This is a genomic window from Kiloniella sp., assembly GCF_965205715.1.
Classification (GTDB): domain Bacteria; phylum Pseudomonadota; class Alphaproteobacteria; order Kiloniellales; family Kiloniellaceae; genus Kiloniella.
The window spans coordinates 39,274-52,712 of record NZ_CBDBHW010000009.1; the positions used below are offsets into that span (position 1 = coordinate 39,274).

The 13,439-nt window shown below is 48.1% G+C and carries 11 protein-coding genes; 2 read left to right on the forward strand and 9 right to left on the reverse strand.

The genetic code is table 11. The features are described from left to right. Window positions 1–5 precede the first annotated feature (5 nt). Entirely contained in the window at window positions 6–1,238 is a 1,233-nt protein-coding gene (locus ACOGW3_RS09875; RefSeq protein WP_419901797.1) for an ISL3 family transposase, read from the reverse strand. On the opposite strand from ACOGW3_RS09875, the gene ACOGW3_RS09880 reads away from it, so the two are divergent. Together ACOGW3_RS09880 and ACOGW3_RS09885 are read left to right on the forward strand one after the other, a co-directional pair. Beyond that, a complete protein-coding gene (locus tag ACOGW3_RS09880; protein ID WP_419902816.1) occupies window positions 1,225–1,428 on the forward strand; it encodes a hypothetical protein in 204 nt (67 codons plus the stop codon). The two genes, ACOGW3_RS09875 and ACOGW3_RS09880, sit on opposite strands and share 14 nt — an antisense overlap. 2 nt (window positions 1,429–1,430) lie before the next feature. Continuing rightward, complete coding sequence (locus tag ACOGW3_RS09885) at window positions 1,431–2,822, forward strand: alanine/glycine:cation symporter family protein (RefSeq protein WP_419902817.1); 1,392 nt, start codon at window positions 1,431–1,433, stop codon at window positions 2,820–2,822. Between the two features lie 130 nt (window positions 2,823–2,952). On the opposite strand, the gene ACOGW3_RS09890 is transcribed toward ACOGW3_RS09885, so the two are convergent. From ACOGW3_RS09890 to zapE, 8 genes are all read right to left on the reverse strand, one after another. Then, entirely contained in the window at window positions 2,953–3,300 is a 348-nt protein-coding gene (locus tag ACOGW3_RS09890) for a hypothetical protein (RefSeq protein ID WP_419902818.1), read from the reverse strand. Between the two features lie 149 nt (window positions 3,301–3,449). Next, a complete protein-coding gene (gene odhB / locus ACOGW3_RS09895) occupies window positions 3,450–5,129 on the reverse strand; it encodes a 2-oxoglutarate dehydrogenase complex dihydrolipoyllysine-residue succinyltransferase (RefSeq protein ID WP_419902819.1) in 1,680 nt (559 codons plus the stop codon). Window positions 5,130–5,242: 113 nt separating this feature from the next. Further along, entirely contained in the window at window positions 5,243–8,173 is a 2,931-nt protein-coding gene (locus tag ACOGW3_RS09900; protein WP_419902820.1) for a 2-oxoglutarate dehydrogenase E1 component, read from the reverse strand. Window positions 8,174–8,228: 55 nt separating this feature from the next. Next, window positions 8,229–9,104, reverse strand: coding sequence for a succinate--CoA ligase subunit alpha (gene sucD, locus ACOGW3_RS09905; protein WP_419902821.1), 876 nt, complete (start codon window positions 9,102–9,104; stop codon window positions 8,229–8,231). A gap of 1 nt (window position 9,105) precedes the next feature. Further along, the gene (gene sucC, locus ACOGW3_RS09910) at window positions 9,106–10,302 is read right to left on the reverse strand and encodes an ADP-forming succinate--CoA ligase subunit beta (protein WP_419902822.1); all 1,197 of its coding nucleotides are present in this window, start codon (window positions 10,300–10,302) and stop codon (window positions 9,106–9,108) included. Window positions 10,303–10,593: 291 nt separating this feature from the next. Further along, window positions 10,594–11,553 (reverse strand): malate dehydrogenase, encoded by a 960-nt coding sequence (gene mdh / locus ACOGW3_RS09915; RefSeq protein WP_419902823.1) that lies wholly within the window; start codon window positions 11,551–11,553, stop codon window positions 10,594–10,596. A 217-nt stretch (window positions 11,554–11,770) separates the two neighbouring features. After that, on the reverse strand, window positions 11,771–12,088 hold the full coding sequence (locus ACOGW3_RS09920) for a TraR/DksA family transcriptional regulator (RefSeq protein ID WP_419902824.1): 318 nt from the start codon (window positions 12,086–12,088) through the stop codon (window positions 11,771–11,773). A gap of 199 nt (window positions 12,089–12,287) precedes the next feature. After that, a complete protein-coding gene (zapE, locus tag ACOGW3_RS09925) occupies window positions 12,288–13,406 on the reverse strand; it encodes a cell division protein ZapE (protein WP_419902825.1) in 1,119 nt (372 codons plus the stop codon). Between the last annotated feature and the right edge of the window lie 33 nt (window positions 13,407–13,439).

Below are 13,439 nucleotides of genomic sequence, written 5' to 3' on the forward strand. Positions count from 1 at the left end.
TAGATTTAGGATTTCAAATAGAGCATAGATTGATTATCTGGAATGGATGATTGTCTAATTTTGAGTTTGAAGTATTCGGTATCCTTGATGCCTCTGGCTCGCTTACGGATCATTCCTATACTGACATTACCAGCCTCTATCCTGGCGCTTGTGAGCTTGTGTTTGGCGTAGTTGCAGATGCCCACACAATGTTTCCGTAGGGATTTCGCGAACTTTTTTAGATAGAGCATCTGTGACTGATCTGCTATCAGGCACCAACGTTCCAGTTGCTCCGCCATCGCCTCAAATGAAGCGGCACTCCACAGCAGCTGAAGCTGTTCTTTCAAGACGTAAAGTGCATTCAGGTTGCTATTGCTCTCCAGCAACCTTTGCAGCTTGTCACTTTGTTTTTCACTCAACTTATCCGCATTTTTGAGCAACAGATAATGCGTCCCTTTCATCAACTCTTTACCACTTGGATCGGCCTTTCTGAACTCAAGTCGACGCTGATTATGGATAGCTTTGCTGTAGTTTTTCATGACGTGGAAACGGTCAAATACTATGTCGGCCAACGGCAAGGACTCTCTGACAGCCTTTTGGTAGGCAGGCCCCATATCCATCGCTACGGCCTTTATTTTGCAGGCTGTATCTGGTTGCAGTTGTTTCAAAAACCTTGAAAAAACCTCGGCAGTTCGGCCTGCTTCAACCCAGATCAGATGACCGCCAACCATATCGTAGACCACCGTCATGTAGTCATGACCTTTCGCCCGGGCAACTTCATCTACACCAATATATTCCAAGCCAGTTAGATCTGCAGGATCAAGCGTAGGGAGAGTTTCAATAAGGTATGCCCTGTCGATATTCTTGACCGTTTCCCATCGTATATCCAAATGTCTGGAAACCGCTTGAATAGACATATGCCGACATAATCCACTGATCAGTCGGCAAAATCGGTGAGTGAAACGGCACCCTTTATCAACAAAATCACACCCCTCAATGCGGCGTTCGCCCTTGTTAATATAAACCTGCGCCAGCTCAATCTCGACCACACAAGGATACCCAAAAAGGGGGATGTCGTTTACTTGTCGGCGGACATGCTGGTTGATGCTTCCCTTCTGGCCTGTAGCAGGGTCTATAGCCCTCCTACGCGCGTCTCGGCTGCAGTGAATGACAATCTTAACACCGCCGTCATCCAGTTTAATTTCATTTACACGTTGCCCTTTGAGGCCTAAAATATGCTGCGAGATGTTGATTGTCATATACCTGCTCTATGTAAAGTTATCAGAAACCATACATATCAACAGGTTACTTGGCGGTCGGCATCTTTTTCTACTCAACAAAGCGGAGAAGAGCCTAACTAGTATCAACGCATTGTATGTGTGCCGTTCCAGCAAACTGCATACATCAAACAGCTTCGCTCGTCTTAAGAACAAGCGAACTAGGGGATAGCTATGGAAGCTTTAGAACTACTCACCAATTTTATAAATGATATAAACGGTATTGTTTGGGGTGCGCCGATGCTTGCGCTCATCCTGTTAACAGGCCTTTTCCTCCAAGTCGGTTTGACTTTCCTCCCTATTCGGAAAATCAGCTACGGCTTTTCACTTCTTTGGAAAGGAAGAGAAAAAACAGGTGATGCGGGGGAAATCAGCCCTTTCAACGCCCTAATGACATCTCTGTCAGCGACAATCGGAACAGGAAACATCGCCGGTGTTGCTACAGCAATTTTCATCGGTGGCCCAGGCGCACTCTTTTGGATGTGGTGTACAGCCTTGGTCGGTATGGCCACGAAGTATGCCGAAGCTGTTCTTGCTGTAAAATACCGCGAGACAGATGAAAACGGCGACCACGTTGGTGGCCCAATGTACTACATCAAAAACGGCCTTGGCAAAGGCTGGTACTGGCTCGCACCTGCCTTTGCCATCTTTGGTTCCATCGCAGGCTTTGGTATTGGTAACATGGTTCAGTCCAATTCAATTGCCGCTGCCATTAACACATCTTTTGGTGTGCCGGATTATGTAACGGGCGGAATTCTCTTTGTCTTGACGGCTGCTGTTATTCTTGGCGGTATCAAACGCATTGGTTCCGTTGCAGGTAAACTGGTTCCAGCCATGGCAATTATCTACATCGCCTGTGGATTAATTGTCCTCTTTATCAATGCAGCAGAAATTCCTGCCGCTCTGAGCCTCATCTTCACACACGCCTTCACACCAGTTGCTGGTGCAGGTGGATTTGCCGGTGCTACCGTTTGGATGGCGATCCGCTTTGGTGTTGCCCGTGGCGTCTTCTCCAACGAAGCCGGTTTGGGTAGTGCTCCTATTGCCCACGCAGCAGCGACAACAAATGATCCCGTTCGTCAGGGTAGCATTGCGATGCTCGGTACCTTTATCGATACCATCATCGTTTGCTCCATCACAGGCCTTGCCATCATTACAAGTGGTGCCTGGACCAGTGGAGAGAACGGTGCAAGCTTGACGTCTCTTGCTTTTGAAACCGCCCTTCCTGGTGTTGGTAACTATATGATCGCCATCGTGCTTTCGATTTTTGCTTTCACAACCATTCTTGGTTGGAGCTTCTACGGCGAGAAATGCATTGGCTTCCTGTTTGGCACAAAAGCAATTTGGCCGTTCAGAATCGTTTGGTGTATTGCTGTATTTATCGGTGCATTCTTGAAAATCGACTTTGTTTGGCTCTTGTCTGATACGCTTAACGCGATGATGGCACTGCCAAATCTGATTGCACTTCTACTGCTTAGCCCTGTGGTCTTCAAACTGACCAAAGAGTACTTCAAAGATAGAGATGCAGAAGAAAAAGATGCGGGATCACAAAATTCCGGCGTTTAAATTTTAAGGCCTAAGGGCAGGGCATTCATTGACTCCCTGTAATACTCAGCCCTTTTAACAAGCCTACTCCTCACCTTTTCTCGGGTGAGTACTTAGCCTCTGATATCTCCTCCGTTATCAGAGGCTTTTTTTATTCTTTAGCCTCATCTAACTCAACATCCTTCCCCGCCGGGAGGTGGATAACGAAGCCAGAACATTCCTCGTCAGCATAGGGCTTTACCCGGCTAACCATTTCTTTTTTTAAGAGCTCTACCAAATGTTTGCCGACGGGTCGGAACAAAGTTTCGCCATTCCCGGGAACTGGTGGGTCCAGGCGAATAAGCACCGACCGTATGCTGCGCCGACGGCGTTGTCTTTCGATCATTTGCCGGATTGATTCAAGCGAGTGCCTGAGGTCCAACCCCGTGAGATCCAGCTCAAAATCCGCATGACCACTACGATCGATCAGATCATTAAAATTCAGTGACGCATCATCCATACTCGAACCCCATCCTAACCCCATACGAAGTAAATCCTTCGCTCATGGGATGCCATCTTATCCGGAAAACGTGACAACACCAAGTCGAAGCACAGGCCTTGTCCACCAAAGAAAAAGGGAGGCCAAAGCCTCCCTTTTATTACAGTGCCTTACATACTCAATAAGAGCCGCTGAGGATCTTCCATACATTCTTTTACGCGAACCAGGAAGGTGACCGCTTCGCGACCATCAATGAGGCGATGATCATAACTCAGTGCCGTATACATCATTGGCCGAACAACAACTTGGCCGTTCACCGCAACAGGACGCTCTTCAATCTTATGCAGGCCAAGAATACCGCCTTGAGGCATGTTCAGGATTGGCGTTGAAAGCAGGGATCCGAAAACACCACCGTTGGTAATCGTAAAGCTGCCATTGGTCATGTCATCCATGCCAAGCTTGCCATCGCGGCCCTTTTTGGCCAAATCACCAAGACTGCCTTCAATTTCAGCAAAGCTCTTCTGATCACAATCTCGAATAATTGGAACCATTAAACCGGAAGGCGTTGAAACCGCCATGCCAATATCAAAGAAGTTATTATAAACAATATCATCTCCGTCAATGCGGGCATTAACAGCTGGAACGTCTTGCATTGCCTGAACAACAGCTTTGGCAAAGAAACAGTTAAAACCAAGGCGAACGCCGTGCTTCTTCTCAAAAGCTTCTTTGTATTGCTTGCGCACTGCCATCACAGCAGACATATCAATTTCATTGAAAGTCGTCAGCATGGCCGCAGTATTTTGAGCTTCCTTGAGACGGCGAGAGATGGTTTTACGCATCTTCGACATTTTCTCACGGGTTTCTCTCGCTGTTGCGGGAGCAGCTTTTGCAGATACGGCTGCCGGTGCTGGTGCAGAAACAGGAGCAACTGGCGCCGGAGCGGCGGGTGGGTTTTTCAGATGCTCGAGAACATCGCCCTTGGTAAGGGCGCCATCTTTACCAGTCCCTTTAATCTGATGGGGATTAAGATCATTTTCAGCAATGAGTTTTCCAACTGCAGGGGGGAGTGTCATTGCCGCAGAAGCCGTACTTGTTTCGAGGAATGAAACAAGATCGGCTGGAGTAACTTTCCCACCAGCGCCCGAACCTGAAATCTGTGACGGATCCAAACCGGCACCATTAACCGCAGCTGCCTCTTTCGGAGCTGCAGGTGCAGATACAGCCGGGGTTGATGAAGCAGCGGCTGCTGCAGGAGCAGCTGTCGCGCCGCCTCCTCCAGGTGTGATCACGCCCAATATTGCGCCAACGCCAACGTCAGAATCAGCCTCTGCGTTTATAGCTGTCAACACGCCAGCGACAGGAGCGTTTACTTCCAAAGTCACCTTGTCTGTTTCCAACTCACAAATTGCTTCGTCCTGAGCAACAGCATCCCCGACTGATTTCATCCACTGCGCAACCGTGGCTTCGGTCACTGACTCTCCCAAAACGGGTACAGGGATCTCAACCGGATCCCCTGATGCTTGAACTGCACTCGGAGTTGCCGCGGCGGCGGCCTCTTCTTTTACAGGTGCTGCAGGTGCTGCAGGCTCGTGTACAGGTGCAGTAGAAATTTCACCTTCTCCGATCGAGCCCAAAACAGCGCCGACTTCTACATCGTCACCCTCTTGAACAAATATTCCAGAGAGTACACCTGCAACAGAGGCATTTACTTCGAGCGTAACTTTATCGGTCTCTAGCTCAACGATAGCTTCGTCCATAGCAACTGCTTCGCCTGGCTGTTTGAGCCATTTAGCGATAGTTGCTTCTGTGACAGATTCCCCAAGTGCCGGAACTACAATTTCGGTGGCCATTTTTTGTCTCTATATATGTTTGTTTGTTTTATCAGATATTCTAATCGGGCTTTTTGCTTAACTTGCTAAGCAGTCAGTAAAAAAGGGTGATCCAACAGGACCACCCTCTTCAATTATTCACCGGCTTTTGCCACCGGGCGAAGTTTCTCAACTTTAGTTGCTGCAGCATCTCGCGCTTCAAGCTCTTCTGCTTTACGAGTCTGAATCCGGCTCATCGCTTTTTTACCAAGCGTAAAGGCATCTTCAAGTAAGGATTCCAGTTGCAGAATGTGCTTCTTTGCGGAACCTGTTGCAGGAGAAGCCGCTGTCTTACGGCCCGCATAACGAGGTCGAATGTGCTTGAAGCCCATTTCCTCTGCAACTTCCTCAATGAAGGTAGACACGAAAGACCATGCACCCATATTCCGGTGCTCTTCCTGGCACCAAACAAGGTCACAATGTTCATACCCTTTTAGGGCCTGTGACAGTGCTTCTGCCGGGAACGGATACAGCTGTTCCAACCGGATAAGGTGAACATTCTTCATGCCACGTTTTTCACGCTCATCAAAGAGATCGTAATAAACTTTACCGGTACAGAGAACCACCTGCTTAATTTTGCTCGGTGGGTTCACTGTATGCTTGCAGGGCAATACACGGTGGAAGGATGTATTTGGCAACATGTCGTCAAGATTGGAGATACAACGCTTGTGACGCAGAAGAGATTTTGGCGTCATGATAATCAGAGGCTTACGGAAGCCACGATGAATTTGACGGCGCAAAACATGGAAATAGTTTGCAGGAGTTGTACAGTTAACAACCTGAATGTTGTCCTCTGCGCAAGACTGCAAGAACCGCTCTACCCGACCTGATGAATGCTCTGGTCCCTGACCTTCATATCCATGAGGAAGAAGCATCACGACACCAGACATTCTGAGCCACTTTGATTCTCCAGATACGATGAACTGATCAATAATGATCTGAGCCCCGTTAACAAAATCACCAAACTGTGCTTCCCAAAGAACAAGCGCGTCTGGCTCAGCAAGCGAATAGCCGTACTCAAACCCAAGAACTGCCAGCTCACTCAAAGGGCTGTTAATGATTTCAGCATTTGCCTGACTCTCGCGGATATTGTTCAACGGTTTGTATTCGGTCTGATCCTTCTGATCAATCCAAGCTGCGTGGCGATGTGAGAAAGTGCCACGGTTACAATCCTGACCAGACAAACGAACCGGGTGGCCTTCGACTAGAAGAGTACCATAAGCAAGGGCTTCTGCCGTGCCCCAATCGATACCTTCACCTGTATCAATCATTGCCTTCTTGGCTTTGAGCTGACGGGTCAGTTTGCGATGAATATTAAAGGAACCCGGAACCTTACAGAGCGTTGCACCGACTTCTTTAAGAAGCTCAAGCTTGACGCCTGTATCACCACGGCGAGCATCGTAACCGCGAACAGCACCCATATGAGCCCACTTACCTTCAAGCCAGTCAGCCTTGTTAGGTTTGTAGCCTTCCGAGATCGCAAATTCTTCTTCCAGTTTATCCCACCACGATTGATTGACCGCATCAATTTCACTCTTTGTGAGCGCGCCTTCAGCGGATAATTGTTCCGCATAAAGCTCACGCACGGAGCGTTGTTGAGCAATCTTTTTATACATCTGGGGCTGGGTAAATGTCGGTTCATCACCTTCGTTATGGCCAAAGCGGCGATAACAGAACATGTCGATAACAACATCGCTTTTGAATGTTTGACGATATTCAATGGCGATACGTGCTACGTGAACCACGGCCTCGGGATCATCGCCGTTCACATGGATAATTGGCGCCTGAATTGCCTTGGCAACATCAGTACAATAAGGACCAGAACGAGAGTGAACCGGATCCGTTGTAAAGCCGATTTGGTTGTTCACAATAAAGTGGATCGTCCCGCCAGTGGTATAGCCATCTAACTCTGAAAGATCCAACGTTTCGGGGACAAGTCCCTGTCCCGCAAACGCAGCATCACCATGCAGCAAGATCCCCATGATCTTGGTACGTTCAGTATCATTCTTTTGATCTTGTTTAGCACGTACTTTACCAATGACGACGGGATCAACGGCCTCGAGGTGAGAGGGATTAGCCGTTAGGGACAGATGGACGGAATTTCCATCAAACTCGCGGTCTGAGGACGTTCCAAGGTGATATTTTACATCCCCTGAGCCACCAACATCTTCCGGGTTTGCCGCGCCGCCTTTAAACTCATTAAAGATCGCGCGAAAAGGCTTGCCCATAAGGTTTGCGAGAATATTCAGGCGGCCACGGTGGGCAACCCCGAGAACAACTTCTTCCAAACCAAGGGCTGAACCACGCTTGAGAATTTGCTCTAAGGCCGGAACCATTGTCTCGGCTCCATCCAAACCAAAACGCTTGGTTCCGGTGTACTTTTTACCGAGGAATTGTTCGAATATTTCTGCAGCAGCCAAGCGCTCTAGAATCGCATGCTTACCTTTTGAAGTAAAATCTGTACGGTTATTGATACCTTCTATGCGCTCCTGGATCCAAGCTTTCTGCTCGGGCTCCTGAATATGCATAAACTCGACACCAATTTTACCACAATAGGTTTTACGCACACGCTCTACGATCTGACGCAGGGTAGCGGTTTCTAGCCCCAACACTCCGTTAATGAAAATGGGACGATCCATATCACCATCACCAAAGCCATAGGCCCGGGGATCCAATTCAGGATGTGGGGTAATTTTTTTCAATCCCAGAGGATCTAGATTAGCCTCGAGATGTCCACGAACACGGTAAGCCCTGATCAACATCAACGCCCGAATAGAATCGAGAATTGCGCGCCGGTTTTCTTCTTCGTTCAATGGTGCAGATGGTGTACTGGCTGCGACAGCTGGTGCTGCTCCGCGTATACCAGTCAAGAGGTCCTTGGCATCGTCTTCAAGATTTGAGAAGAAGGACTGCCACCCCGCATCTACTGATGCGGGGTTGCTTAGAAACTGAGCATAAAGGTCTGCCAGTTCACCGGCTTTAGGTCCAAAGTAGCGGGCTTCGAGCCCAACGTTGGTGTTCGCCATTTTAAACGTAACCGAACTGGAGGTTACCAGTCCGGCTCCCTCCCAATTAGGTTGTTTATCCTTGCATCGCTTTCAGCATAGTACTGCCTAGGCTAGCAGGAGAATCAGCGACTTGGAAGCCTGCAGATTTCATGGCTTCAATTTTGTCGTCGGCACCACCTTTACCACCAGCAATAATCGCGCCCGCATGACCCATGCGACGACCTGGAGGCGCTGTAACACCTGCGATAAAACCAGCGATTGGCTTTTTCACTTTAGAAGCTGCGAAAAATTCTGCGGCTTCTTCTTCTGCACTACCACCAATTTCGCCGATCATGATGATACCCTGAGTTTCATCATCTTCGAGGAACAGTTCGAGGCAATCGATAAAGTTAGTGCCGTTTACAGGATCACCACCAATACCAATACAGGTAGACTGACCTAGATTTGCGGCAGTTGTTTGAGCAACAGCTTCATAGGTCAAAGTACCTGAGCGCGAAACGATACCAATTTTACCACGTTGATGAATGTGACCTGGCATAATACCGATCTTACACTCATCCGGGGTAATGATACCTGGGCAGTTCGGGCCAATCAGGCGGGATTTCGATCCTACCAGGGCACGTTTTACACGGACCATATCCAGAACGGGAATACCCTCTGTAATACAAACGATAAGCTCGACGCCCGCATCTACGGCTTCAAGAATTGCGTCGCCAGCGAACGGAGGAGGCACATAAATTACAGAAGCATTCGCTTCGGTTGTGTCTACGGCTTCGGCTACAGTGTTAAAAACAGGAAGATCAAGGTGACTTGTGCCACCTTTGCCCGGCGTAACGCCACCAACCATCTGTGTGCCATAAGCGGCTGCTTGCTCAGAGTGGAAAGTTCCTTGAGCACCAGTAAAGCCCTGACAGATTACACGAGTGTTCTTATTTACAAGTACCGACATATTACGCGGCCTCCTTCACGGCTTTGACCACTTTTTCTGCAGCGTCAGCCAGATCATCACCTGAGATAATCGGCAGACCGGATTCCGCCATAATTTTCTTACCTAATTCAACGTTTGTTCCCTCAAGACGAACCACCAATGGGACACTGAGAGAAACCTCACGGGCAGCAGCGACAACACCTTCGGCGATCACATCACAACGCATGATGCCGCCAAAGATATTCACCAGAATACCCTTCACATTTGGATCAGAAAGAATGATCTTGAAAGCAACGGTCACACGCTCTTTAGTTGCGCCACCACCAACATCGAGGAAGTTAGCCGGCTCACTACCGTATAGCTTGATAATATCCATCGTTGCCATCGCAAGACCAGCACCGTTCACCATGCAACCAATTTCCCCATCAAGAGAGATATAGTTTAGTTCGTGACGGGCAGCTTCTAGTTCTTTGGCATCTTCTTCGTCTTCATCACGCATTCCTGCAACGTCTTTATGACGGAAGAGTGCGTTATCATCGAAGTTCATTTTGGCATCGAGCGCGATGATGTCGCCTGCACCCGTTACTACCAGAGGATTGATCTCAACGATGCTGGCATCAAGATCTAAGAAGGCTTTGTACATGGTTGCCATGAACTTAACGGCAGAACCGACTTGTTTACCTTCAAGGCCAAGACCGAAAGCGAGCTTACGTCCGTGGTAAGGCATGAAGCCTTCAACTGGATCAACAGCAACTTTGAGAATTTTTTCAGGTGTTGCTTCTGCAACTTCCTCAATCTCCATACCGCCTTCAGTAGACGCCATGATCGTTACACGGCTCGTCGCGCGGTCAATAAGCATACCGAGGTACAATTCGCGTTTGATATCGCAACCTTCTTCGATGTAAAGGCGCTTAACTTCTTTACCCGCAGGGCCAGTCTGCTTGGTCACGAGGGTATGACCGAGCATTTTGCGCGCATTTTCTTTTACATCATCAAGAGATTTACAGAGTCGAACTCCGCCATCGCCATCAGGGTCGTCCGTAAAGCGACCAGCGCCACGTCCACCTGCGTGAATTTGGGATTTTACTACCCAGATTGGACCGCCAAATTCGCGGGCTGCGTTCTCTGCCTCTTCCGGTGTAAATGCAACAGATCCTCTAGGGACGGCTACACCGTACTTTCTCAGCAGCTCTTTAGCTTGATATTCATGAATGTTCATGGGACGCCACAAAGCCTCAATGGTTTTTATTTTTTGAATTCGATTAGAGCCGAAAAGCCCTGGATAGTGACAGCATACTCTCTGTTATTACAAAAAGCATACTGCGTGATACTTATCGATAGATTAACACCCCCAACAGAGAGCGCAACCGCACCGCAACAATTTTTGTCGGAAAACTGACATAAAATGGCGCAATTAGTCGGAAAAAGAAAAGGCGTTGGGACCGAAATCCTCAACGCCTTCTTTTTACGCAATCCTAAGCAGTGTTTATTGTGCGATGCACAATCACCCCTAAGCTTTAGATTGAATTTCCTTACAAGCTGCAACGAGCCCCTTAACGGAGTCAACAGAACTGGCCAGCTGAGCAGATTCGGTTTCGTTCAAATCGATCTCAACGATCTTCTCAACGCCGTTTTCACCAAGAATAGCCGGAACGCCCACATAGAGACCATCAACACCATATTGACCTTCAAGATAGGCAGCACATGGCAGGACACGGCGCTTGTCTTTAAGATAACTTTCAGCCATCAAAATTGCTGACGCAGCCGGTGCGTAGAATGCAGAACCCGTTTTAAGCAGGCCAACGATCTCTGCACCACCATTTTTGGTACGTTCAACAATGGAGTCCAATTTCTCTTGGCTCATCCAACCCATCTTGATGAGTTCAGGAAGAGAAATACCGGCAACTGTCGAATGGCGAACCATTGGAACCATGGTGTCACCGTGCCCGCCAAGAACAAAAGCGGTAACATCTTCGACAGAAACATTCATCTCATCTGCCAGGAAGTGACGGAAACGAGCAGAATCAAGTACGCCAGCCATACCGACGACTTTATTGGTCGGAAGACCAGAAGCCTGCTGAAGAACCCAAACCATTGCGTCCAATGGGTTGGTAATACAGATAACAAAAGCATTCGGGCAGTTCTGCTTGATGCCTTCACCAACAGATTGCATAACCTTGATGTTAATACCAAGAAGGTCATCGCGGCTCATGCCTGGCTTACGCGCAACACCTGCTGTGACGATAACAACGTCGGAACCAGCGATGTCAGCGTAATCATTTGCGCCTTTGAAGTTAGCATCAAAACCTTCAACTGGTGAAAGCTGTGCAAGATCAAGAGCCTTACCCTGAGGAATACCTTCTGCGATGTCGAAAAGTACGACATCTCCCAGGTCTTTCATTCCAGCTAGCAAGGCGAGCGTCCCGCCAATATTACCAGCACCAACAAGCGCGATCTTTTTACGTGCCATGATTTCTGTCCCTATTCGGATTTCTTAGGCCCGGTCGGACCCTCGAACAATATGCGGAGCAGGTAGAGTAACCTGCGAAAATTATAACGAGATTCCTAACGCGAAAGGCCTGACTGAGCAAGGAGCATTGTTGCAACGCACACAAACCCGTTACAAACTAACTAAAAAGTGACCGTTTAAAAAAGTTATTTTACGACAGGATAATGCGAAAAAGTAATTATTCTGCACAGTTTACGCAGGTTGTTGCATAGGGAAGAGCTGCAAGGCGCCCTTCAGGAATATCTTCCCCGCAGCCGGAACATACTCCATAAGTCTCTTTCTCAATACGGGTTAAAGCGGCGCGAATATTATTAATCTCGTCCAATCCAGCTTCCTCGAGCCCTTCAAGAACTTGATCGCCTTCACTCTCGGTCGCGTTTTCCCCCCAATCCTGACTATGCGGTTCACGCAAATCTTGCTCTATCTGGTCAACCCGAGCCCCAAGATCTACCATTCGAGCTCTCAGTTTTGCTTCAACATTCTTCAGATTCAGCATTTGCATCTTCTCCCTTCAGACATTGCTATTGGGATGGTGCCACTCGTAAAATCTTTGCACCTTGATACAAATCAGATTTTCCGAGTCTACAGCAGGTGAGGAAACATCCTCGACCTAAAGTTTAAGGCTTTTTGGTAAAAAAAGGAAGTATTTCCTTTGCTTAGCTCAGAACAATCGCAGCCAAACTCCCTACTCCTTATTATCCCAAGTGCGGCAGCGAAATGTATTCCTGAGATCGCATTTCCTGAAGCCTGCTAACAGTACGTTCAAACTCAAAAGCCCCGTCCCCTTGAGGATAAAGCGCCTCGGGTTCGGCAGCGGCAGAGACAACAAGATTACATCTATGCTCATAAAGCGCATCAATTAAGGACATAAAGCGCCGGGCTTTATCCCGGTTTTCTGATCCCATACTGGGGACGTCTGACATAATAATGGTGTGAAAATGCCCTGCAATTGCCAGGTAATCACCAGGCCCCAACGCCTCTGCACAAAGATCATCAAAGCTCACAAAAGCAACTTTTCTAGCTGCGCGGCTTATTTCGAGCTCTCTTCCCTTAACAAGAAGTATCTCGGCTTCAGAGCTTGCCCCCTCTGTCAATTTAAGAAAGGCATCTTCAAGAGCTTTGTTCGCGGTCTCGCCCAAAGGAGTATGATAAACAGGTAAATTTTTCATTCGTTCGAGACGATAATCTATTCCGGAATCAAGCTGAAGTACATCCAGTCGTTCCTTCAGAATATCGATAAAGGGAAGAAAGCTGTCACGCTGCAATCCGTTTTCATATAAACGATCTGGCGGCCAATTTGATGTTGCGACAACAACGACACCCTGCTCAAACAGAGCTTCAAACAAGCGCGCCAGAATCATCGCATCTGCAATGTTCACAACGTGGAACTCATCAAAACAGAGCAAGAGGGTATCTTCAGCTAATTCAGCGGCAAGATCTGGGAGCGGGTCAGAACGCGTCCCTTTGTGGCGTTCACGCCATTTGTGTAACCGTTCTTGAACCTCTTGCATAAAAGCATGGAAATGCACCCGCCTTTTCTTTTCTACCGGGGCAACGGAAAAGAACATATCCATAATCGTGGATTTACCTGTACCAACCCCACCAAAAAAATAAAGCCCTTGAGGTGGAGAGGCTTTCCTACGGCCGAGACCAAGCCTCTCCTTCCACCCACCCAAACCAGCAGAGGGTTGGTATTTTTTCAGTGCGAGATAAAGACTCTGCAATTTTTCTGCGGCAAGTTCCTGAGTCTGATCGGGACGTAATTCTCCCGAATTACGCATATCACGATAAAGAAAAAGGGGACCTTCACTCATAAACGCATTTCCAAACCATCAATCCCTGTTTTC

What these genes read in the sequence shown, in the direction of transcription:
- ACOGW3_RS09880 (WP_419902816.1), top strand. Translation starts at nt 1,225, where the DNA reads ATGTTGATTGTCATATACCTGCTCTATGTAAAGTTATCAGAAACCATA.
- ACOGW3_RS09875 (WP_419901797.1), bottom strand. Translation starts at nt 1,238, where the DNA reads ATGACAATCAACATCTCGCAGCATATTTTAGGCCTCAAAGGGCAACGT.
- ACOGW3_RS09885 (WP_419902817.1), top strand. Translation starts at nt 1,431, where the DNA reads ATGGAAGCTTTAGAACTACTCACCAATTTTATAAATGATATAAACGGT.
- ACOGW3_RS09890 (WP_419902818.1), bottom strand. Translation starts at nt 3,300, where the DNA reads ATGGATGATGCGTCACTGAATTTTAATGATCTGATCGATCGTAGTGGT.
- odhB (WP_419902819.1), bottom strand. Translation starts at nt 5,129, where the DNA reads ATGGCCACCGAAATTGTAGTTCCGGCACTTGGGGAATCTGTCACAGAA.
- ACOGW3_RS09900 (WP_419902820.1), bottom strand. Translation starts at nt 8,173, where the DNA reads ATGGCGAACACCAACGTTGGGCTCGAAGCCCGCTACTTTGGACCTAAA.
- sucD (WP_419902821.1), bottom strand. Translation starts at nt 9,104, where the DNA reads ATGTCGGTACTTGTAAATAAGAACACTCGTGTAATCTGTCAGGGCTTT.
- sucC (WP_419902822.1), bottom strand. Translation starts at nt 10,302, where the DNA reads ATGAACATTCATGAATATCAAGCTAAAGAGCTGCTGAGAAAGTACGGT.
- mdh (WP_419902823.1), bottom strand. Translation starts at nt 11,553, where the DNA reads ATGGCACGTAAAAAGATCGCGCTTGTTGGTGCTGGTAATATTGGCGGG.
- ACOGW3_RS09920 (WP_419902824.1), bottom strand. Translation starts at nt 12,088, where the DNA reads ATGCTGAATCTGAAGAATGTTGAAGCAAAACTGAGAGCTCGAATGGTA.
- zapE (WP_419902825.1), bottom strand. Translation starts at nt 13,406, where the DNA reads ATGAGTGAAGGTCCCCTTTTTCTTTATCGTGATATGCGTAATTCGGGA.